Source organism: Alcanivorax hongdengensis A-11-3, assembly GCF_000300995.1.
GTDB classification, from domain to species: Bacteria; Pseudomonadota; Gammaproteobacteria; order Pseudomonadales; family Alcanivoracaceae; genus Alcanivorax; species Alcanivorax hongdengensis.
The window spans coordinates 50983-73004 of the sequence record NZ_AMRJ01000014.1; the positions used below are offsets into that span (position 1 = coordinate 50983).

22 protein-coding genes are annotated in these 22022 nt (G+C 62.5%); 10 read left to right on the forward strand and 12 right to left on the reverse strand.

The window, feature by feature from the left end; genetic code table 11:
* The first annotated feature begins 2 nt into the window (after positions 1 to 2).
* The 5 genes from A11A3_RS10120 to A11A3_RS10140 are packed head-to-tail and all read left to right on the forward strand — an operon-like array spanning position 3 to position 8103.
* The gene (locus A11A3_RS10120) at positions 3 to 3836 is read left to right on the forward strand and encodes a YhdP family protein (protein WP_237738852.1); all 3834 of its coding nucleotides are present in this window, start codon (positions 3 to 5) and stop codon (positions 3834 to 3836) included.
* The gene (locus A11A3_RS10125; RefSeq protein WP_008929200.1) at positions 3836 to 4672 is read left to right on the forward strand and encodes a carbon-nitrogen hydrolase family protein; all 837 of its coding nucleotides are present in this window, start codon (positions 3836 to 3838) and stop codon (positions 4670 to 4672) included. Before A11A3_RS10120 ends, A11A3_RS10125 begins: the two co-directional genes overlap by 1 nt.
* Positions 4662 to 6107 (forward strand): metalloprotease TldD, encoded by a 1446-nt coding sequence (gene tldD / locus A11A3_RS10130; protein WP_008929201.1) that lies wholly within the window; start codon positions 4662 to 4664, stop codon positions 6105 to 6107. Before A11A3_RS10125 ends, tldD begins: the two co-directional genes overlap by 11 nt.
* Positions 6107 to 6568, forward strand: coding sequence for a Crp/Fnr family transcriptional regulator (locus A11A3_RS10135; RefSeq protein ID WP_008929202.1), 462 nt, complete (start codon positions 6107 to 6109; stop codon positions 6566 to 6568). Before tldD ends, A11A3_RS10135 begins: the two co-directional genes overlap by 1 nt.
* Before the next feature lie 35 nt (positions 6569 to 6603).
* Positions 6604 to 8103 (forward strand): C13 family peptidase, encoded by a 1500-nt coding sequence (locus A11A3_RS10140; RefSeq protein WP_008929203.1) that lies wholly within the window; start codon positions 6604 to 6606, stop codon positions 8101 to 8103.
* Here A11A3_RS10140 and yjgA read toward each other — a convergent pair.
* Positions 8097 to 8636, reverse strand: a complete 540-nt coding sequence (yjgA, locus tag A11A3_RS10145; protein ID WP_008929204.1) for a ribosome biogenesis factor YjgA — start codon at positions 8634 to 8636, stop codon at positions 8097 to 8099. The genes A11A3_RS10140 and yjgA overlap by 7 nt on opposite strands.
* 36 nt (positions 8637 to 8672) lie before the next feature.
* Here yjgA and pmbA point away from each other — a divergent pair, with 36 nt between their 5' ends.
* Positions 8673 to 10028 (forward strand): metalloprotease PmbA, encoded by a 1356-nt coding sequence (gene pmbA / locus A11A3_RS10150; RefSeq protein WP_008929205.1) that lies wholly within the window; start codon positions 8673 to 8675, stop codon positions 10026 to 10028.
* 68 nt (positions 10029 to 10096) lie between these two features.
* Positions 10097 to 10870 carry a BPSS1780 family membrane protein gene (locus A11A3_RS10155; protein ID WP_008929206.1) on the forward strand — a complete coding sequence of 258 codons (774 nt, stop codon included), beginning with the start codon at positions 10097 to 10099 and terminating at the stop codon, positions 10868 to 10870.
* Between the two features lie 75 nt (positions 10871 to 10945).
* On the opposite strand, the gene mgtE is transcribed toward A11A3_RS10155, so the two are convergent.
* From mgtE to A11A3_RS10210, 11 genes are all read right to left on the reverse strand, one after another.
* Positions 10946 to 12310: a magnesium transporter gene (mgtE, locus tag A11A3_RS10160; RefSeq protein ID WP_008929207.1), complete on the reverse strand. Its 1365-nt coding sequence runs from the start codon at positions 12308 to 12310 to the stop codon at positions 10946 to 10948.
* 142 nt (positions 12311 to 12452) lie between these two features.
* Complete coding sequence (locus tag A11A3_RS10165; RefSeq protein ID WP_008929208.1) at positions 12453 to 12722, reverse strand: HPr family phosphocarrier protein; 270 nt, start codon at positions 12720 to 12722, stop codon at positions 12453 to 12455.
* Entirely contained in the window at positions 12715 to 13575 is an 861-nt protein-coding gene (gene rapZ / locus A11A3_RS10170; protein ID WP_008929209.1) for an RNase adapter RapZ, read from the reverse strand. Before rapZ ends, A11A3_RS10165 begins: the two co-directional genes overlap by 8 nt.
* Before the next feature lie 52 nt (positions 13576 to 13627).
* Positions 13628 to 14101: a PTS IIA-like nitrogen regulatory protein PtsN gene (gene ptsN, locus A11A3_RS10175; RefSeq protein ID WP_008929210.1), complete on the reverse strand. Its 474-nt coding sequence runs from the start codon at positions 14099 to 14101 to the stop codon at positions 13628 to 13630.
* Positions 14102 to 14280: 179 nt separating this feature from the next.
* Positions 14281 to 14580: a ribosome hibernation-promoting factor, HPF/YfiA family gene (gene hpf, locus A11A3_RS10180; protein ID WP_008929211.1), complete on the reverse strand. Its 300-nt coding sequence runs from the start codon at positions 14578 to 14580 to the stop codon at positions 14281 to 14283.
* A gap of 40 nt (positions 14581 to 14620) precedes the next feature.
* Entirely contained in the window at positions 14621 to 16072 is a 1452-nt protein-coding gene (locus A11A3_RS10185) for an RNA polymerase factor sigma-54 (protein ID WP_040297019.1), read from the reverse strand.
* Positions 16073 to 16184: 112 nt separating this feature from the next.
* A complete protein-coding gene (gene lptB / locus A11A3_RS10190) occupies positions 16185 to 16910 on the reverse strand; it encodes an LPS export ABC transporter ATP-binding protein (RefSeq protein ID WP_008929213.1) in 726 nt (241 codons plus the stop codon).
* Positions 16907 to 17470, reverse strand: coding sequence for a lipopolysaccharide transport periplasmic protein LptA (gene lptA / locus A11A3_RS10195; protein WP_008929214.1), 564 nt, complete (start codon positions 17468 to 17470; stop codon positions 16907 to 16909). The genes lptB and lptA overlap by 4 nt, the downstream gene beginning before the upstream one ends.
* Entirely contained in the window at positions 17442 to 18002 is a 561-nt protein-coding gene (gene lptC, locus A11A3_RS10200; RefSeq protein ID WP_008929215.1) for an LPS export ABC transporter periplasmic protein LptC, read from the reverse strand. The genes lptA and lptC overlap by 29 nt, the downstream gene beginning before the upstream one ends.
* Positions 17999 to 18502, reverse strand: a complete 504-nt coding sequence (locus A11A3_RS10205) for a KdsC family phosphatase (RefSeq protein ID WP_008929216.1) — start codon at positions 18500 to 18502, stop codon at positions 17999 to 18001. Before A11A3_RS10205 ends, lptC begins: the two co-directional genes overlap by 4 nt.
* Positions 18502 to 19470, reverse strand: a complete 969-nt coding sequence (locus A11A3_RS10210; protein WP_008929217.1) for a KpsF/GutQ family sugar-phosphate isomerase — start codon at positions 19468 to 19470, stop codon at positions 18502 to 18504. Before A11A3_RS10210 ends, A11A3_RS10205 begins: the two co-directional genes overlap by 1 nt.
* A 216-nt stretch (positions 19471 to 19686) precedes the next feature.
* Here A11A3_RS10210 and A11A3_RS10215 point away from each other — a divergent pair, with 216 nt between their 5' ends.
* The 3 genes from A11A3_RS10215 to murA all read left to right on the forward strand — a co-directional run bounded on the left by A11A3_RS10215 (position 19687) and on the right by murA (position 22014).
* Entirely contained in the window at positions 19687 to 20334 is a 648-nt protein-coding gene (locus A11A3_RS10215) for an MlaC/ttg2D family ABC transporter substrate-binding protein (protein WP_008929218.1), read from the forward strand.
* A 109-nt stretch (positions 20335 to 20443) separates the two neighbouring features.
* Positions 20444 to 20698, forward strand: a complete 255-nt coding sequence (locus A11A3_RS10220; RefSeq protein ID WP_008929219.1) for a BolA family protein — start codon at positions 20444 to 20446, stop codon at positions 20696 to 20698.
* A gap of 53 nt (positions 20699 to 20751) precedes the next feature.
* Complete coding sequence (gene murA, locus A11A3_RS10225) at positions 20752 to 22014, forward strand: UDP-N-acetylglucosamine 1-carboxyvinyltransferase (protein WP_008929220.1); 1263 nt, start codon at positions 20752 to 20754, stop codon at positions 22012 to 22014.
* Positions 22015 to 22022 lie beyond the last annotated feature (8 nt).

A 22022-nucleotide genomic window follows, 5' to 3' on the forward strand; every position in this document is an offset into this window, starting at 1 on the left:
CTATGGCAGCTGCAAGCGAGATGGGCTCGCGCCGCTGGTGGCGGCGAATACAGACCTGGCTGTTATGGCTGTTGGCCATTCTGGCCCTGCTCACCGCCGTTTACGTGGTGGTGGCCCGACAACTGATGGCCGAGGTGCCGCAGTACCGTGAACGACTGATCTCGCTACTGGAAGAGCGTATCAAGACCCCCCTGGATATCGGCGAGCTGAATGGCGCCATGGATGGGCTGACGCCCCGGTTCGTGGCCCGTCGCATCCGCTTGCCGGCCCCGGAGGGGGAGGCGCCGCTGGAACTGGGTGAAGTGGTGATGAGCGTGGATGTGCTCTGTTCCCTGCTGCATCGGGACCTGTGCCTCAAGGAGCTGCATATCCAGGGCGTGGACTTGCAGCTGGTTCGTGATGAGCAGGGCAAGATTCGGCTGCGAGGCCTGGAAACACTGGGGGGCAACAGCGACGACAAACCCCCGGTGGAGCGCCTGCTGACCATCTTCTACCGGCAGCAGCGGCTGATTATCAGTGATGCCCGTCTGTCGCTGAGCTGGCCGGACATGCCGCCGCTGGCGGCCTCTTCGCTGAATGCGTCGCTGATCAATGAGGGCAGCGAGCACCAGCTGGCGGTGCGGCTGGATGCCCGTGATCGCCCCCTGCACCTGGATGTTCGCATGCACCTGCATGGCGATGCCTTCCGGCTGCAGGATGTGGATGCGGACGTCTATGCCAGTGTCTCCGGTGAGCGCCTGCAGGAGTGGTTACCACAACACCGTCAGTGGCCCCTGGACGTGACCGCTCTGGATGGCACCGTAGGGCTCTGGGCGACCCTCGAGGACGGCGAACCGGACCACGCCCAGCTACAGCTGAAGATGCCGTTGCTGACCTTTTCCGACGGCCAGCACCAGTGGCCGCTCAAGGCCTTGCAGGTCAACCTGGCCCTGCAGCGCCAGGCGGACCAGGCAAAGCTGACAGTCTATGATCTGGCCGGCCAGTCGCCGGCGGGGTCGCTGGCCCTGGGGACCGCCACGCTGGGCTGGCAGACCCGTGGGGACGACCGCCAGTGGCGGCTGCGGGTCAATGATCTGCCGGTCCATGCCCTGGCCCAGCAGTTCCTCAAGTGGCCTTTCCCGCTGCCCGAGGCGGTGGGCAAAAGCCGGGATCTGCTGGCCAAGCTGTCTCCACGGGGGCTGGTCAACGCGGTATACCTGCAGGGCCATGCCCGTGAGCTGGGTCAGTTCCAGGCCCGGGTCACCGGCCTGACCAGCCAGGCGGATGACCGTATTCCCGGTGTCAGTGGTCTCAATGGCTGGCTGGCCGGCACGCCGGACAACGGTCTGGCCCGCCTCTACGGTGACAATTTCAGCGTTACCATGCCGCGCCTTTATGACCATGCCCTGGCGCTCAATCTGGATGGCCTGCTCCACTGGCAGCGTCAGGGAGATCACCTGGCCGTGCGCAGTAATCGTATGCAGATGGGCAACCTGGATGCCCACGGCGAGGCCATGATGGCCGTGGACCTGGTCGCCGGCCAGATCCCCGATCTGCGCCTGGCTGCCGAGATTCGCGACGGCGACGGCGGCAAAGCCAACCAGTACATTCCCCTGCAACGGTTGCCTGACGGGCTGGCGGACTGGCTGGGTCAGGCCATTCGCGGCGGTCACCTGCGGCGCGGCCAGATCCTCTATCAGGGTCCGGTGAAAATCGACAAGTCCCGTCAGCAGGATCGCACCCTGCAGATGCGCTACCAGGGCAGCAATGTGAGCCTGTCGTTTCTGCCTGACTGGCCGCAGGCCACCGGCATCGACGCGGATGTGCTGATCAATGGTCGCGACGTCAGTGCCGTGGCCGCCCGTGGCCAGTTGTTCGACAGCCAGCTCCGGGATGTCTATGTGGATGTGCCCGGCGTGTTACCCGGGCAGGTGCCGCACCTGATCATCAGCGGCCAGGTCAGTGGCCCGGTGAAGGACCTGGACGCCCTGTTCCAGAACACGCCCCTCAAGCAGCAACTGCCTGCGGCGTTGACCGACTGGCGCTTCAATGCCGGCAGCATGGATGGCCATTTGTTGCTGGACATGCCACTGAAGAAGGGCGAAGGCACGCCGGCGGTGATCGTGGATGCCCGCGCCAGGGACGCCACGGTGAACAATGCCGGCCAGCACCTTGCCGTCACGCACCTGGATGCGCCGGTGTATTTCCATCTGCAAAAGGGGATTGCCATTGAGCACCTGACAGCGCAGGTCATGGGTGGGCAGTTTACCGGCCAGTGGCTCACCCGTGACGGCAAGAGTCGCTTGCAGCTGGATGGCAAGGCCCCGGTGAAGGCCGTGCGCGACTGGCTGGGCTTTCCCTGGCTGGAGCCAGTCACGGGCCAGATGCCGCTGGGCATCACCGTGGATGTGCCCTTCCATGGCGGTGACTTTGCGGTAAGGGCGGTGTCGTCCATGAAAGGGGTGAGCGTCAATGTGCCGGCACCACTGGGCAAGGGGGCCGATGAGACCCGGCCACTGGATGTGCATTTCCGGGATGCCGGCGCGGCCAGGCAGTTGACGGTCAGTTACGGCGACCAGCTCAGCGGTGCTTTCCGGTTGGGCTCGTCGGTGGCCGGTGAGCTTTTGCTGGGTCCCGGCAAGCCGGTGGTGCCCGAGCGTGGGGTGGCGGTTCACGGTCAGGTGGCTGCGGCGTCCGTGGAACCCTGGCTGGATTACCTCAGTGACCGTTTGATTCCGGCCTTTTCCGGCGGTGGTGACGGCGGCGGTGATGGCGGGCTGTCTGACAGCCGTCTGGCGCGGGTATCGGTGAAAGTGGGGCAGCTGGATCTGTTTGATGTGCCGGTGGCCGATGCCACCGTCTCCGCCGCCCCCCAGGGCAATGACTGGAATCTGGCGCTGAGCAGCCCGTCGGTGGCCGGTTCGGTACGTATTCCCGATGGCTACACCCAGCGTGGCGACAAGCCGTTACAGGTATCGGTCAGCAAGCTGCACATCCGTTTACCCGATGACAGCCAGGATCAGGGCGGGCCGCGCCTGTCCCCCCTGCAGATTCCGGTGATGGATGTGAAAGCCCAGAACCTGCGTATCGACGGTGAGGATTTCGGCCAGTGGCGTGGCGCGGTGCGGGCCAGCAACAGCGGGGTGCGTATCAACGATCTGCAGGGTCAGTGGCGTCACACGGACTTCGACGGCACCCTGGACTGGACCGCCGAAGATGATGGCCAGTACACCCGCTACAACGGGGCCCTGCGCTCCGATAACCTGGGGCAGGCGCTCAAGGACTGGGACCTGCCAGCCCTGATCGAGTCGAAACATGCCACGGCGAAGGTGGTGCTGGGCTGGCATGACTGGCCCTTCGAGCCTGACTACCTGGCGCTGGATGGCCAGGCCAATGTGGATATCGGTGAGTGCCGCATTCCCGATACCGACACCAAAACCTCTTTCCTGCGGGTGCTGGGCGTGCTCAACATCGGCACCATCCAGCGACGCCTGCGGCTGGATTTCTCCGACCTGTACAAGAAGGGTCTCAGTTGCGACGGTATCAGCGGCGACTTCAGTATCAACGGCCCCCGGGTTTCCACCAGTAACCTGCGTATCAATTCACCTTCCGCGGCCATCGAAGTAAAAGGTGAAATGAACCTGGACAAGGAAACGCTCAACCACCAGATGAAGGTCACCTTGCCCATTTCCAGTAACCTTTATGCCGGCTGTCTGGCCGGGCCGGCCGCCTGTGCCGGGATCTTTGTGGTGGAGCGCATCTGGGGCGACAAACTGGACAAGACCACGACCATGGAATTCAAGGTCACCGGTAACTGGTCAAACCCGAACGTGAAAGAAACGGAGGGGATTTTCTGATGACCACGCTTGCAGCCATTCAGATGACCAGCACGCGCTCGCTGGATGACAACCTGGCCCAGGCCGATGCCCTGTTGCAGCAGGCGGCCGGGCAGGGGGCCTCGCTGGCCGTGCTGCCGGAGAACTTCGCCGGCTACGGCGTCGATTACCGCCAGCTGGCCGGCCAGTACCCCCGGCTGGTGGACTGGCTGTCCGACCAGGCACGCCGCCATCGCCTGGCGATTGTCGGCGGCAGTATTCCGGCCATCGAGCGGCCGGATGGCAGCCAGGTGCCAGCACCGCGGGTGCGCACCCGCTCGCTGGCCTTCAGTGAGGATGGCACCCTGCTGGCTGGTTACGACAAGCTTCACCTGTTTGATGCCCAGGTCAACGATGCCCAGGGCAGTTATCTGGAATCACGGGTGTTCGAGCCCGGCGAACAGGTGATCACCGTGCCACTGGCCGGTCTGCAGGTGGGGCTGGCGATCTGCTATGACCTGCGGTTCCCGGCGCTGGCGCAGGCGCTGGCCGGCCAGGGCGCCGAGCTGCTGGTGTATCCGTCCGCCTTTACCGCGGTGACCGGCGCCGCCCACTGGCAGCTACTGCTGCGAGCCACCGCCGTGCAGACCGGGTGTTTTGTGTTGGGCGCCAATCAGTGTGGTCAGCACAGTGAACGCCGGGCCAGCTTTGGCCATTCCATGCTGGTGGACCCCTGGGGCACGGTGCAGGCCAGCCTGGAGGAGAAACCGGGTGTGCTTGTGGCCACGCCGGACCTTGCTACCATGGACAGTGTTCGCCAGCGCATGCCGGTCATGCGCCATCAACGATTCAGCCCAGAAGGACCCTATGAACTCTGACGCCGACAACCTTGCCATTGCCCGGGAAATGCTGCTCGCTCCCGCCTCCCTGCAGCCCAGCCAGCTGGAAGGCCTGCTCAATGGCCAGCTGACCGGGCAGGCGGATTATGCCGACATCTATTTCCAGCACAGCCGGCACGAAAGCTGGGTGCTGGAAGACGGCATCGTGCGGGACGCCAGTTTCAACACCGAGCGGGGCGCGGGTGTACGTATTGTCAGTGGTGACAAGACCGGCTTTGCCTATAGCGATGACATCACCTTGAAAACCCTGCAACAGGCCAGTGGCGCCGCCCGCGCCATTACCCGCCAGGGTCAGGACCGGCAGGTGCGCCTGGCCAGTGCTGCAGTGCCGGCCCGCTACCAGGCGCTGGACCCGCTGGTCGGCTGGCCGGCGGACGACAAGGTCGCTCTGCTGCAGGAAATCGACCGCATGGCCCGCTCCCTGGACCCGGCCATCGTGGAAGTGACCGCCAGCCTTAGTGCGGTTCAGGATGTGGTGCTGGTGGCCGCCAGTGACGGCACCCTGGCCGCTGACGTACGGCCATTGATCCGTTGCAACGTCAGTGTCATCGCCGAACGTGATGGCCGCCGCGAGCGTGGCAGTGCCGGCGGCGGTGGCCGGGTTTCCTATGACTGGCTGCGCCAGGCCGGCCGCATCGAAGGCTGGACCCGCGAGGCGGTGCGCTCGGCCCTGTTGAACCTGGAAGCCCGGCCGGCCCCGGCCGGCACCATGCCGGTGGTGTTGGGGCCGGGCTGGCCCGGGGTGCTGTTGCACGAGGCCGTCGGTCATGGCCTGGAAGGTGACTTCAATCGCAAGGGCACGTCCATGTTTGCCCGCAAGCTGGGCCAGCAGGTGGCCTCGTCCCTGTGCACCGTGGTGGATGACGGTACTCTGGCGGATCGGCGCGGTTCGCTGACGGTGGACGACGAAGGCACCCCCAGCGCCTGCAATACCCTGATCGAAAAGGGCAAGCTGGTGGGCTACATGCAGGACAAGACCAATGCCCGCCTGATGGGCGTGGCGCCCACCGGCAATGGCCGGCGCGAATCCTACGCGCACCTGCCCATGCCGCGCATGACCAATACCTATATGTTACCCGGTGAAAGCGACCCCGAAGAGATCGTCGCCAGCCTGGATCGCGGCATCTATGCGGTGAACTTCGGCGGCGGCCAGGTGGACATTACCTCCGGGCGGTTCGTGTTCTCCACCAGTGAAGCCTACCTGGTGGAAAAGGGCAAAATCGTCTGCCCGGTGAAGGGGGCGACCCTGATCGGTAGCGGTGCGGAAGTCATGAGTCGTATTTCCATGGTCGGCAATGACCTGGCGCTGGACAGCGGTATTGGTGTGTGTGGCAAGGAAGGCCAGTCGGTGCCGGTGGGAGTGGGCCAGCCGACCCTGCGTGTGGATGCGCTGACCGTGGGAGGAACGGCCTGATGGCGCAGGTAGCCGACGTGCTGGCGCGCATGCGCCTGTTCAGCGGTCTCAGTGACGAGGAGCTGGCCCAGCTGGAGAAACTGGTATTCGTCAACCGCTTGCCCGCCGGGGAGGCGGTATGCCGGGAGGGGGATCGCAGTGACTTTGTCTGTTTTGTGGTGAAAGGCTGTCTGGATATCGTCAAGCAGAACCCGGATGGCGGCGAAGTGGTCATTGCCCACCTGCGCCCCGGTGATTCCATGGGCGAAATGGCCCTGGTCGATCATGAGCCGCGGTCCGCCACCGTGCGGGCCGCCGAGGATGCCACGCTGATCGTCCTGACCCGCAAGGGCGTGGAGCAACTGCGCAAACGCAGCCCCAATGCGGTCAGTATCGTAATGGAAAATATTGCCCGCTTGCTGTGCGATCACCTGCGTCGCACCTCTTCTCAACTGGCCCAGTTCAAGCTGCCGGTCAGCTGACCGCCTGCCTGGGGCCCCGTCGCCGGGACATAACAATGAAAATCACTGCCCTGATGATTGCTGTCCTGCTGCTGGCTGCCTGTGAGCCGGTGCAGTTACCGGCGGACTATCGTCTGCCCAACGGCGCGGAATATCGCGGTGATACCAAGGACAAGCTGTTCGACGGGCAGGGGTCGCTGACCTGGCCGGATGGCTCCGTCTACGAGGGGCAATTCAGCCAGGGCATGATGCAGGGGCAGGGGCGCCTGTCCCAGGCGGATGGCTGTGTCTATGAGGGGCACTTCACCCGGGGGCAGCCCGATGGCGAGGGTCAGCTGCAGTGTTCGGACGGGGTGATCTATCAGGGCACTTTCGAGCAGGGCAAGCTGGTCAAGGGCAAGGTGGATTACCCGGATGCCGGTGAGTACCAGGGGCAGCTACAGGACTGGCAGCCGGAGGGGAGCGGGGTGTGGACCAGTGAGAGCGGTGACCGTTACGAAGGCACTTTCGAGGAAGGTGAAATCATCAAGGGTCACTATCTTAGCCAGGACGGCGAAGAATATCAGGGCGGCTTCCAGTACTGGACCTACCATGGCCAGGGGGTGTTGACCCTGCCGTCCGGGGAACAGCGCCGGGCCACGTTTGAAAATGGCCTGGCCCAGGGCAAGGGCCAGCGTATTACCGGGCCTGAAGATCAGCGTAAAACCGAAACCGTCTATTTCCTGGACGGGCGCATCGTCGATGGCCCGAAAACCCGTGCAGAGCGCCATCATCAGCAGGCTGCCGAGCTGGAACAGCGGCTTTATTCGGAAGGGCGCCGTTTGCAGGCGTCGCTGGCTTCCCTGGCGCCCCAGCGCCCCGGGGTGCGCGATATCTACCTGCTGGCGATTGGCGGTGATGGTCGTCAGCCAGTGTTCAGCAAGGAGGTGGACTGGGTCGCAAAACAGCTGGGCAAGCAACTGGATTTCCGTGGCCGCACCCTGTTGTTGGCCAATGGCGGTGACAGCCAGCAGCCGCTGGCGACGCTGACCAGCATTTCCGAAAGCCTGCAGGCCCTGGACCAGATTCTCGACCCCAGTGAAGACTTGTTGCTGATTCATCTGGTCAGCCACGGCAGCCGTGATGGGGATGTGGTGCTGGCCGAGCCCGGCATGCGGCTCAATAACCTCACCGTCCAGACCATGGCCGCCCAGCTCGACAAGCTGCGTATCCAGCACCAGTGGCTGGTGATCTCGGCCTGCTATTCCGGGCAGTGGATCAAGCCGCTGGCCAATGCCCAGCGAGTGATCTTCACGTCCGCCGCCGCAGATCGCACCTCCTTCGGCTGCAGTGATGATTCCGAGCGCACCTGGTTCAGCAAGGCGCTCTACGGCGATGCCCTGCAGGACCAGGGGCTGCTTGATTTGCAGGCGCTGTTCGCCGCCGCGGATCAGCAGGTGGAGGAGATGGAAAAGGCCCGTGATATCGAGGGTGACCAGCACTCGCTGCCCCAGCACTTCATGGGCAAGGCCTTCATGAGCTGGTGGCGCAGCCAGGCCGTGGCCATGCCTCAGTAGAGCGGCGCGCTCTTGTCCAGCTGGTTGAGGTAGTTCATCAGCTTGCGCCGTTCACGCTTGAAGCGGTCTTTCTGCTCGGCACTGGCGCTGGCCGGGTCGTCCAGACGGGTCTTGAGCATGTTGCGCGCCAGGTTGCGCAGTTGCTGGCGGTCGCCGTGGGGGAAAAACTCCAGCACCTGTTGCAGCACGGTTTCCGCGTCCCTGAGCTGCGGCTTGCCGGCAATCTCGTCCACCCAGTTGGTTAGCCGCTGGGAACGGAACGGATCCTGGAGGGCGGCCAGGGCGGCGATAATGCGTTCGCTGTCTGATTCGCGTACCAGCCGGCCAAGAAACTGGGCATGACGGCGTCGGGCCTCGTTGCTGGTGATGCGTTTCGCCTCGTCCAGGGCCTTGAGCAGGCTGTCGGTGAGCGGCAGGCGGGCCAGTTCCGATTCCTTCAATTCCATCAGTGACAGGCCGATCTCCTGCAGGGCCTGATCATCGCGTTTGAGTTGCGTCTTGCTGGTGTAATCGTCGTCGTTATACTCGGTCATGTCTTTTCATGCGCGCATCCGTGGAGCCGCCATTTTATGTCTGAATCACCTGCAACAACAGCCGAACTGGACCCGGAACAACTGAAACAGGCCGAACAGACCGCGGCCTGGCTGCTGGAAGAGGCCCGGCGGCAGGGGGCCGATGGTGCGGAAGTGAATGTCAGTGTGTCCCAGGGCTACTCGGTCAATGTCCGTCAGGGCGAGGTGGAAACGGTGGAGTTTCACCGCGATCGCGGCGTCTCCCTGACCCTGTTCCAGGGGCGCCGCAAGGGCCATGCCAGCAGCTCCGACGATAGCCGTGACAGCCTGCGCGATACCGTGGCGGCGGCCCTGGCCATTGCCCGCTATACCGAAGAGGATCCCTATGCGGGGCTGGCCAGCCGTGAACAACTGGCCGTGGACATGCCGGCGCTGGACCTCTATCACCCCTGGCCATTGAGCACCGGCGAGGCCATCGAGCAGGCGCTGGCCTGCGAAGCCGAAGCCCGGGCCGACAAGCGCATCGTCAATTCCGAGGGCGCCTCGGTTTCCACCAGTGCCAGCCAGCGAGTGTTTGCCACCTCCGAGGGTTTTCTGCACGGTTATCGCGGTACCCATCACAGCCGGGCCTGCAGCGTGGTGGCGGAAGATGACGCCGGCATGCAGCGGGATTTTTACTACGATGCCGCCCGCCAGGCGGACGCCCTGGCCAGCGCCGAGCAGGTGGGCCGCATTGCCCGTGAGCGTACCGTGGCACGGCTGGGAGCGCGGATTCCGGATACCGGAGAGTGGCCGGTGATCTTTGCGCCGGAAGTGGCCGCCGGTCTGCTCGGTCATCTGGTCAGTGCCATCAGTGGCGGCGCCATTTATCGTCGCAGTTCCTTCTTGCAGGATGCCCTGGGCAAGGCGGTCCTGCCGGCCGGGTTCACGCTCAGCGAACATCCGCACCTGCCGCGCGGTAATGCCTCCGCGCCCTTCGATGCGGACGGGTTGCCCACCGTGGAGCAGGCGTTTGTGGATGACGGGGTGTTGCAGCGCTTCGCGCTCAGCCTGTATGCGTCCCGGCGTCTGAAAATGGCGCCCACCGGTAACGGTGGCGGGATTCGCAATCTGCGAATTTCCGATAGCGGGGAAACCCTGCAGCAACTGATGAGCCGGGTGCCCAAAGGCATTCTGGTCACCGAAGTCATGGGGCAGGGGGTCAATCTGGTGACCGGCGATTATTCCCGTGGGGCAAGCGGTTTCTGGTTTGAGAACGGTGTCATTAAAGATGCGCTGCAAGAGTTTACCATTGCCGGACATCTGGGAGAGATGTGGATGGGGATTCAGGGTAGCGGCACCGATGTGGATTACCGTGGCAATATCGCCTGTGGTTCTTTACTGTTGTCACCCCTGAAAATTGCCGGCCGTTAACGTCAGGAACGTTTACGCCGGTCCTGTTCATTGGAAGAACATTTTTTTAACCGGGAAGGAGAAAATCAATGAGTGATGTGAATCCGTATCAGCAACCGCAGTCGGAGGTGGCCGCACAGGTACCGCCTTCCGATGTTGCCATCGTGGCGCCGAAAAAGGTGTCCGTGGGGCAAGCGGTGGGTTGGCTGGGTGACGGCCTGAAAATGCTGAGTGGAAACTGGGGGGTGGTGCTGGGGGCACTGGTGGTGACATTTCTGATTGCCATCGTGTTGCAGATCATTCCGTTTCTGGGGCCGATTGCGCAGTTCTTCATCATGCCCCTGCTGTATGGCGGCATCGTGGCGATCTTTCGCCGTATCGATGTGTCGGGCAACAGTGAGTTCGCGGATCTGTTCGCCGGCTTTTCCAATCAGACCGGACCGCTGATTCTGATGGCGCTGGCACAGCTGGGCGTCTTTATCGTGCTGGGCGCCGTGTTTGCGTTGTTGTTTGCCATGATTGGCGGTTTCAGCTCTTTCGATCCGAACAATCCGTCCCTGCACATGAGTGGCGGCATGGCGCTGATTGGCCTGGTGTTTTTCGTGGCCATCATCCTTATCAGCATGCTGTTCTATTTCGCGGTGCCGCTGATTTACCTGGGCAAGCAGAACGTGCTGGAAGCAATGAAGAACAGCCTGTCCGCTTGTCTGCGCAATTTCTTCCCGTTGCTGATCTACGGCATCGTGGCCAGCATTATCGCCATATTGGCCTGCATTCCCTTTGGCCTGGGTTTGCTGTTTGTGATGCCGATACTGGCGGCGGCGTATTATGTGTCCTTCAAGCAGATTCTGATGGATGCCTGATTGTTGCATGGCAACCTGAAAAAGGCGCCGCAAGGCGCCTTTTTTCTATGTGAAAGGGTCACGCCGCTGGCTGGGTCAGACCTGCAGGCTGGCGTATAGCACCGTGGCCAGGCCCAGGAAGGAAAAGAACCCGACAATATCGGTGATGGTGGTCAGAACCACAGAGCCGGCCAGTGCCGGATCAATACCCAGGCGCTTCATGGTCATGGGTAGCAGGGCGCCGGCGCAGGCGGCCATCAGCAGGTTGATGACCATGGCCGTGGCGATGATGATGCCCAGCTTCACATCATCAAACCACAGTGACGCGGTGGCGCCGATGACTGCGGCCCACAGCAGGCCATTGAGCGCGCCCACGGACAGTTCCTTGAACAACAGGTAACGCGCGTTGCTGGTCTGGATCTGGCCCAGTGCCATGGCGCGGATGACCAGTGTCAGGGTCTGACTGCCGGCGATGCCGCCCATGCTGGCCACGATGGGCATCAGTACCGCCAGGGCCACCACTTTCTCCAGGGTATCTTCAAACAGGCTGATGACCGCGGACGCGGCCAGGGCGGTGAGCAGGTTGATGCCCAGCCACAGGGCCCGGCGGCGTGCGGTCTGCCAGACGGAGCCGAAGGTGTCCTCGTCATCGTCCAGGCCGGCCATGCTCATCAGGGAGTGGTCGGCTTCTTCCATGATTACGTCCACCACGTCATCAATGGTGATACGGCCGACCAGAATGCCCTCTTCATCCAGTACCGGCGCGGTCACCAGATCGTGACGTTCGAAGATCTTGGCCACGTCATGGGCGGGCAGGGTGGCGGAGATGGATTGCACATCGGTGATCATGGCCTCACGCACGGTGGTGCCCGGGTCGCTGATCAGCACCTTGGTCAGTGGCAGCAGGCCGATGAACTGGTTTTTGCGGTTGACCACGGCCAGGTTGTCGGTGGTGCGCGGGATATCGCCCCGGCGACGCAGGTAGCGCTGTACCACCTCGAAGGTAATCTCCGGGCGGACGGTGATCACATCGGTGTTCATCAGGCCCCCGGCGGTATCCTCCGGGTAGCTCATCACCTGTTCCAGCCGCTCGCGGTTCTGCTCGTCCAGGCTGGCCATGACCTGGGTGGTGACATGGTCGGGCAGCTCTTGCAGCAGGTCGGCCAGGTCGTCGGTGTCCAGTTCTTCCACCAGCGACACCAGCTCATCGGTGCTCAGATTGCGCAGCAGTTCCACCCGCACTTCCTCACCGAGATATTGCAGTACCTCGGTTTCCTGCTCCTTGTTGAGCAGTTGCCAGAGAATTTCCCGTTCGCGAGGCGGGGAGGACTCCAGCAGGTGAGCGGCTTCGGCGCCGGGCAGATTGTTCAGTAGCTGTCGCACCGGGGCATAGGTACCACTGGCGAGGGCACGGTTGATGCTTTTCAGATGCTGTTTGCTGCGGGCGCTATCGGCGGGCATGGAAAATTCAATGAATAATTAATGGTGAATAGTCGGATGGTGGCAAAGCGAAACAGGAAACCCGGTTCCACCGCTATACACATTAACAGCCGCGCCTGACCGGTGGTACCGCTTTTGGCGATTACTCGTCACTAGGATGTTGTTATTCGCCTTCGTCAAAGCGGCGGGCGAACAGGTCGGTGAGTTCCGCCACGGCCTGTTCCTCGTCGGCGCCTTCCACCCGGAAAGTGACGCTGCTGCCCTTGGCAGCACCGATCATCAACAGGCCCATGATGCTTTTGGCATCAATGGTCTGGCCGTTGTGCTGGACCTGGATGCTGCTGTTGTAGCGTGACGCCACACTAACCACCTTGGCAGCGGCCCGGGCATGCAGTCCCTGCTTGTTGATCACGTCCAGTCGCGTCTCAATCATTGAGTTTCAGCTCGCGGTGGTGCACCTGCAGGGGGATGCCCTTGTCGCGCAGGTGGCGGGCCAGTTGTTCGGTGATGTAGACCGAGCGATGGCGGCCGCCGGTGCAGCCGATGGCCACGGTCATGTAGCTGCGGTCGTTGTTGCGGTAGGCAGGCAGCCAGTGCTCCACGAAGCGGGCAATGTCGCTGAGCATGTCATGGGTGGCCTGGTGCTGCTGCAGGTACTGAATCACACCGTCATCGCGACCGGTAAGCGGTCGCAGCTCGATCTGCCAGTGGGGATTGGGTAGCACGCGCACGTCGAATACCAGATCCGCGTCGCTGGGCAGGCCGTTCTTGAAACCGAAGGATTCCAGTTGCAGGGACAGGGCGGTATCACGCTGGGCCACCCGATGGCGCATCAGCTCGCGCAGGGCATGTACGTCGTGGTTGCTGCTGTCGATGACCAGATCCGCACGCATGCGGATGTTGGCCAGCAGGGTGCCTTCATACTTGATGGCATCCGCCAGGGAGCGATCATTGTTGCTGAGCGGGTGGCGCCGCCGGGTGGCACTGAAGCGCTTGAGCAAGGTGTTGTCATCGGCATCCAGGTAGATGACCTCGCACTGTACCTGCTGCTGGTGCAGTTCCGCGAGGATGGCGTCAAAGGCCTGGAGTTGTTCGGGCAGGTTGCGGGCATCAATGCCGGCGGCGGCTTTGGCAATGGGGTTTTCGCCGCTGCACAGTTGCCGGGTCAGCGTCGGCAGGAGACCGGCGGGCAGGTTGTCCACGCAGTAATAGCCATGGTCTTCCAGGGCCTGCAGGGCGGTGGTCTTGCCGGACCCGGAACGGCCACTGAGGATGGTCAGTTTCATGTCGCGCACATCCTGACGGATATCGAAGAGGGGTTGCCGGCCACTGACGACTTTAGGAGGCCAGCCGCATTTCTGCCTCGGATTCCACGGCGGTCAGGTAGAGACCGTGATTGTTATCACTGCTGCGTAGCCCCTGGCGGTAGCCATCGTCATTGAACAGGCTGGCCAGGTGGCTGAGGGTCTTGAGATGCTCTTCCGGATTTTCCTGGGGCACCAGCAGCACAAAGACCAGGTCCACCGGCCGGCCGTCCACCGCATCGAAGTCGATCGGGTCGGTCAGTTTCAGCAACAGGCCCACCGGTTGCTGGCAGTGGCCCAGCCGGCAGTGGGGAATGGCGATGCCTTCACCAATGCCGGTGGAGCCCAGCTTTTCACGGGCGACCAGGGCATCGAACACTTCCTGCTCGTTGAGGCTGTCGCAGCTGGCGGCGGCCAGCTGGGCCACCTGGTCCAGCAGCTGCTTCTTGCTGCTGGCATGCACACCGTTGTGGGTGCGCTCTTCGATAAGTAGTTCCCGAACTCGCATAATCTGTCGCTTTCAGGGTCTGTAGACCGCTCTCTGGACCGCAGGGATATTGCGGGTGTGATTGGAACACACGGTCATTGTACTGCCAAGGGCCGGTTGCCGTGTAGTCACTGTTGATCTTTGTGAAGAAAGGGTGATGAGGGGAGGAGTCGGGCCGCCGAGTGGCGGCCCGGAGCGGCTCAGTGGCCGTGCTTGTGGCTGACGGCCTTTTCCTTGTGCTTGAGGATCTGGCGGTCCAGTTTGTCGGTCAGCTTGTCGATGGCCGCATACATGTCTTCTGCTTCAGCGGTGGCGAACACGTCGGCGCCGGAAATATGGATGGTGGATTCCGCCTTGTGAGCCTTGGGCTCCGGAGACAGGATCACCTGAACACTGGTGATCTGATCGAAGTGCCGTTCCAGACGGGAAAACTTGTCGCTCACATAGGTGCGCAGAGCGTCAGTAACGTCCAGATGATGACCGCTGATGTTAATTTGCATGGCTGGCTCCTTTACCTGCTAATTAGGCCGTCCTGGCGCCTCACACCAAACGCTTGCGGGCACTGGAGGACGGTATCCGCATCGCCTCGCGATACTTGGCGACGGTCCGGCGCGCTACGTTGATCCCCTGCTCGTTGAGCAGGCTGGCAAGCTTGTTGTCACTGAGCGGCTTGCGCGGATTCTCCGCAGCGACCAGCTTCTTGATAATGGCACGAATTGCGGTGGAGGAACACTCACCGCCGCCATCCGTACCCACGTGACTGGAGAAAAAATACTTCAGCTCAAAGACGCCGCGGGGTGTCATCATGTACTTCTGGTTGGTGACCCGACTGATGGTCGATTCGTGCATCTCGACGGCATCGGCAATATCGGCCAGCACCAGGGGTTTCATGGCTTCCTCGCCGTAATTGAAGAAGTCCTGTTGCACTTCGACGATGCGGCTGGCCACCTTCAGCAGGGTGTCGTGGCGGCTCTGCAGGCTCTTGATGAACCACTTGGCTTCCTGCACGCAGTTGCGCAGGTACTGGCCGTCCTCCCCCGGGGTCTGGCGGGCCATGCGGGCATATTGCTGCTGCAGGTTGACCTTGGGCAGTACCTCGTCGTTGAGGCTTACCTGCCAGCGGCCCTGGTGCTGGCGGACGATCACGTCGGGCACCGCGTAATCGGTCTGGCTTTCGCCAATCTGGGCGCCGGGGGCCGGGTCCAGGGTGCGCAGCAGGCCGATGGCGGCCACCAGCTCTTCCTCGCTGACCTGCAGTTGCCGGCGCAGGGCGGCATAGTCGTGCTTTTCCAGCAGGGTCAGATGATTGAGCAGGGCGGTGGCGGTATCCCGGTGGGGCGTGTCATTGGCCAGCTGTCGCAGTTGCACGGCCAGGCAGTCCGCCAGGTCCAGGCTGGCCACGCCGAGCGGATCGAATTGCTGCAGGCGGTGCTGTACCGCCAGAACCTCGTCGGCTTCCACCTGGTCGTCGTCGCTCAGTTCTGCCTGCAGATTCACGGTGGCGACGATGTCATCCACGGAGACGGTAAGATATCCGCGCTCGTCCAGGGATTCGATGATGGCCAGGGCGATCACCCGGTCCAGATCCCCCATGGGGGTCAGGTTCAGTTGCCAGAGAAGGTGATCCTGCAGGGTGCCGGCGGATACGTGGCGTTGCTGCCAGTCGTCGGCGTCGTCGGGCAGGGCGGCGCTGGTGCTGCTCTGGCCGGCGTAGATGTCATCCCACTCGGTGTCCACGCCCGGGTCGCTGTCGACGAATTCTTCCAGGGCATCGTCCCGTTCGGCGTCCAGTTCCTGACGCTCCTCGTCACCCTCGGGAAGGCTGTCGTCACCGAAATCATCGGCCAGCTCCAGCAGCGGATTGCTTTCCACGGCCTGCTGGATTTCCTGGCGCAGGTCCAGGGTGGATAGCTGCAAAAGGCGGATGGCCTGCTGCAGCTGGGGTGTCATGGTCAGCTGCTGGCCGATTTGTAATTGTAGTGTTGGCTTCATACTGCTCGGAATGCTTGTGGTCCCCGAGCTCCGAGGATAACAAGCTTTTCTCTATACAAGCAAGATGTATGCCAAGGTTGCAGGCAACAGAAAAAAGGAGTAGGCGCGATTCCTACAGGCGGAAATCCGCGCCCAGATAGACATCGCGCACCTGCTGGTTGGACAGGATGGTATCGGCATTGCCATCGGCAATGATATGGCCGGCGCTGACGATGTAGGCCGTGTCACAGATATCCAGGGTTTCACGCACGTTGTGGTCGGTAATCAGTACGCCGATGCCGCGTTCCTTGAGGTGGCGGATGATGCCCTTGATATCGTTTACGGAGATCGGGTCGACCCCGGCAAAGGGTTCATCCAGCAGGATGAAGGCCGGGTCGGTGGCCAGGCCGCGGGCAATTTCCGCCCGACGCCGCTCACCGCCGGACAGGCTCATGCCAAGCGAGTCGCGGATGTGAGTGATATGAAACTCCTTGAGCAGGCTCTCCATGCGCTCGTGCCGCTCGGCCTTGCTCAGGTCCTTGCGGGTTTCCAGGATCGCCATGATGTTCTGTTCCACCGTCAGGCGGCGGAAGATGCTGGCCTCCTGGGGCAGGTAGCCTATGCCTCGGCGTGCCCGGCCATGCATGGGCAGATGGGTGATGTCTTCGCCGTCAATGTCGATGCGGCCGGCGTCGGCTTCCACCAGCCCCACGATCATATAGAAACAGGTAGTCTTGCCGGCACCGTTGGGGCCCAGCAGGCCGACAATCTGGCCCGCTTCCACATCCAGGGACACATCTTCAATAACGCGACGGCCTTTGTAGCTCTTGGCCAGGTGATGGGCTCGCAGTTGGCTCATTGGGTGGCGGGCTCCGCGTCGGGTTGTGGGGTATCGGTGGCCGGGCTCTTGTCATTGCTGGCCGGGGCGCTGTCGGTCTCGCCGGGGCTCTTCTGTGCCGGAATCACCAGGCGAACACGCTGGTCGCCATCGCCGCTGGCGTCCACGCGCTTGTTATCCAGGTTGTAGGTGACCTTGGCTCCTTCGAAAGTGCTGTCCTGGTGTTTCACGAAGGCATCGCCGGTGAGTACCAGTGTGCGGGCGCGCACATCGTACTCCAGGTTGTTGGCGTGGGCGCTCAGATTCTGGCCTTCCTCCATGCGCACCGGGCTGCCGGAGGCCTCCACACGCACCAGTTCACCGTCTTTGGTGAACAGTTTCATGGTGTCGGCATACATCTTCCGGTCCCCCTGTATCAGGGAAACATTGCCCTGATACAGGCCGGTGCCGGCATCCTGTTCAAAACGGCCGCTGTCCGCGCTCACTTCGATGGGGGCGCCGGGCTTTTCGGCCTGGGCGCCCAGTGGCAGCAGTAACAGCGCGGCCAGCAGGCTAGGAGCCAGGTGGCGCTTGGAATTCACTTTTCACTCCTTTATCCAGCGTAAGCACACCGGTATTCAGATCGGCACTCATGCTGCCGGCTTCGGTATGGCCGGATTCAAATGTCAGTTTGGCCTGGTCCGGCGCTTCCACGGTATTGGCATCGCTGTGGAAGCGCAGTTCATCGCTGTCGAGGGTAATCTTCTTGGCCGCATTTCTGGCGCTGACCTGGCCGGAAAAGACAATCAGGTCATTGTTGTCCAGTACCTGGCCTTGCTCGGAAACAATGGTCCAGCTGCCCTGGTCATTGGCCATTTCCAGCACCGGTTTGTCCAGTTGCGTGCGAGTGTCGTGATCATACTGGGTCAGGGTATTGGCCGTCAGGTGGTATTGCGGGCTGCCGTCCTTTTCGTTGAATGCCTTGGCGGAGACATCCGTGGCGATGATAGCCGGTGCACTGAGTACCTTTTCCTGGTCGCCGGGCAGACTGGTGTCCCATTCGTGCAGGGTCATCAGTACCACCAGACCCAGCAGCAGGACGCCGGTGGCGCTTAGCAGCCCCTGGCGTCTCACGCCCGGCTCCGGTGGCTGATGATGGCATCGCAGATTTCGCGCACCGCGCCTTCGCCGCCGCGGGCCACGGTGACATGGTCGGCGGCCTCCCGGGCGCAGGCGTGGGCATTGGCTGGCGCAAAGCTGAGCTGGGCCCATTGCAGGGCACTGACATCCGGCTCGTCATCGCCGGCATAGCCGGTTTCCCGGGCCTGAATGCCCAGCTCCTCGGCCAGGGCAGCCAGGGCGACGCCCTTGTCTTCACGCCCCTGGATAACGTGCTCGATGCCCAGGTCCGCGGCTCGCTTGGCGACCATGGGGGTGTTGCGGCCGGTGATAATGGCCAGGGTCACGCCACTGGCAGCCAGTTTCTTGATGCCGTGGCCGTCCAGGGTGTTGAACACCTTCAGATATTCACCCTCCGGGGTGAAATATAGGCGGCCGTCGGTCATCACGCCGTCCACGTCAAAGGCCATCAGGCGCAGGTTCTGGGCATCCACACTGGAGATTTGCAGGCTCATTACACCACCCCTGCGCGCAGCAGATCGTGCATGTTCAGCGCGCCCACCGGGCGGCGCTCGGCATCACAGACCACCAGGCCGTTGATCTTGCGGCTTTCCATGATTTGCAGGGCCTCGGCGGCCAGATGGCCGGGCTCGATGGTGACCGGGTTGTGGCCCATGGCATCGGCGATGCCGGCCTGACGGATATCGATGTCCCGGTCCAGCAGGCGGCGCAGGTCGCCATCGGTAAAGATGCCGGCCAGGGTGCCGTCAGTGTTGACCACGGTGGTCATGCCCAGGCCCTTGCGGGTCATTTCCAGCAGGGCCTCGCTCAGCGACGTGTCACTGCTTACCACCGGCAGGAGGTCGCCGCCGTGCATGATGTCATCGACCTTGAGCAGCAGGCGCCGGCCAAGACTGCCGCCGGGATGGCTGAGGGCGAAGTCCTCGGCGGTGAAGCCGCGTGCTTCCAGCAGGGCGATGGCCAGGGCATCACCCATGGCCAGTGCGGCGGTGGTGGAGGAGGTAGGCGCCAGGTTATGGGGGCAGGCTTCTTCTGCCACCGCCACGGTCAGGTGCACATCGGACAGCTGGGCCAGGGATGATTGCGGCCGACCGGTCATGCCGATCAGCGGGGTGCCCTTGCGCTTGATGACCGGCAGAATGGCCAGCACCTCGGCGGTTTCGCCGGAATTGGACATGGCCAGTACCACATCCTCGGGGGTGATCATGCCCAGATCGCCGTGGGAGGCTTCGCCCGGATGCACAAAGAAGGACGGCGTACCGGTGCTGGCCAGGGTGGCGGCCAGCTTGTTGCCAATATGGCCGCTTTTGCCCATGCCGGTGACAATCACCCGGCCCTTGCACTGCAGCATCTGCTCGCAGGCATTGTTGAAGTTGTCGTCCAGGCTGTCTTTCAGGGCATCGACGGCACGGGCCTCGATATCCAGGACCCGCCGTCCGGCGCGGATGTGGTCACGGCTCATAGTGTCTCCTTGGCTGGCGGCGATTATACACCGCTTCGACTTTCTTGCTGACCCTGTAACGGCGGTTCTGTTCATCTTTTGTTGCCATTGCCGGTGGAACCCTTAACCGTGTGCCGGGTTCAAATAGGCTATCAGTGGCGGTTGGTGGCCCGGAAAAGACTGGACAGTGGGGCAGTGACACCGTAAAACCGCCGGACACGGATTAGGGAGTGATGTATGCATATTCAGCGTGTCGGACAGTTCATCCTGGCGCTTTTGTTGATCGGTGCGGCCGGTCTGGCCCAGGCCACCAGTGACCCCCGTGAGGTGGTGGTCAATGCGGTGGATCGTATGACACAACGCATCGATGCCGAGCGCGAGGCGCTCGACAAGGATCCGGAAAAGGCCAAGGCGCTGGTGCGCGAGGAGCTGGGAGATCTGGTGGATTTCAAGCGCATCACCCGCATGGTCATGGGGGACTACTTCAAGCAGGCCACCCGCGAGCAGAAATACCACTTTCTGGACGTGTTCAAGAACAGCCTGATCAATACCTATGCGTCCGGCATCACCCTCTACCAGGGGCAGAAGATCAAGACCCTGCCCATGCAGGAAGGCGACCGCAAGGGTGACTATGCGCGAGTGCGCATGGAAATCACGACCAACTCCGGCAAAGTGGTGCCGATCTTCTACACCCTGTTCCAGCGCGATGCGCAGTGGAAGGTGATCAATGTCTACGTCAACGGCCTGGACCTGCGTGACACCTTCAAGGCCCAGTTCGCCCAGGGTATGCAGCAGTACCAGGACATCGATCAGGTGATCAATCACTGGTCCGCGGATGCCAAGATCGATACCGGCATCGAGGAAAAGACCGGTGACGCCGGCTGACAGGCCAGCTTGACGCTCCTGGCCGGCGTGGCAAGGGCGCGCCGGCTCGCGTATTATTGCGCCTTTGGACCAGGAGGCGTGCCCGGCGCGCCCCGAACGAGGAGCGAACATGAATCCGGAAGAGGTAAAGGCGCTGGTGGAAGCCGGCTTTGAGGATGCCGATGTGGCGGTGGAAGGCGGCGGTGACCGTTTCCAGATCCGTGTGGTATCCACCGCTTTCGAGGGCATGATGCCAGTGAAAAAGCAGCAGCTGGTCTATGCCACCATCAACGAGCAGATCAAGAGCAACACCATTCACGCGGTACAGATCATCACCTTTACGCCGGCGGAATGGGAACAGGCCCAGCGGCCCAACCTGTCATAAGTGGCTTGAAAAGGCGCGAAAGGTCTTTTCAACACTCTGTTTAGAGACTATCCATGGATAAACTGATCATCACGGGCGGTCGCCGGCTGGACGGCGAAATCCGTATCTCCGGGGCCAAGAACGCCGCCCTGCCGATTCTGGCCGCCACCCTGCTGGCCGATGAGCCGGTCACCGTGGGCAACCTGCCACACCTGCAGGATGTGACCACCCTGATTGAGCTGCTCGGTCGCATGGGGGTGCGCGTGGTGATCGATGATCGCCTCAACGTGGAGGTGGATGCCACTACCATCAAGGAACTCACCGCTCCCTACGAGCTGGTGAAGACCATGCGCGCCTCCATTCTGGTGCTCGGCCCCATGGTGGCGCACTTCGGCAAGGCCACCGTGTCCCTGCCTGGCGGTTGTGCCATCGGCTCGCGGCCGGTGGATATCCACCTGCGTGGCCTGGAAGCCATGGGCGCCGACATCGAGGTGTCCAACGGTTATGTCCATGCCAGTGTGGATGGTCGCCTGAAAGGGGCGCGTATCGTCATGGATACCGTGACCGTGACCGGCACCGAAAACCTGATGATGGCCGCGGCCCTGGCCGACGGCACCACGGTGCTGGAAAACGCTGCCCGTGAACCGGAAGTGGTGGACCTGGCCAACTTCATCAATGCCATGGGCGGCAAGGTGAAAGGCGCAGGCACCGACACCATCACCATTGAAGGCGTGCCCCGCATGACCGGCTGTCATCACCAGGTGATCGCCGACCGCATCGAGACCGGCACCTACCTGATCGCCGCAGCCATTACCGGTGGCCGCATCAAGACCAAGGACACCGATCCGACCATTCTGGATGCCGTGCTGCAGAAGCTGCGCGAAGCCGGTGCCCGCATCGAGGTGGGGGACACCTGGATCGAGCTGGACATGGAAGGCCGGCGCCCGAAAGCGGTCTCCCTGCGCACCGCGCCATACCCGGCCATGCCCACCGACATGCAGGCCCAGTTCATGGCCCTTAATATCGTCGCCGAGGGCACTGGCACCATTGTCGAGACGGTATTTGAAAACCGCTTCATGCACGTGCAGGAAATGAACCGCATGGGCGCCGATATCGAAGTGCAGGGCAACACCGCCATTTGCCGTGGGGTGGAGCAGCTCACCGGTGCGCCGGTGATGGCCACCGACCTGCGCGCCTCCGCCTCCCTGGTGATTGCGGCGCTGGCCGCGGATGGGGAAACCACCGTGGACCGCATCTATCACATTGATCGCGGTTACGAGTGTATTGAAGAGAAATTGCAATCGCTGGGGGCGGTGATTCGCCGCGTGCCCCGCTGATCGGGAAG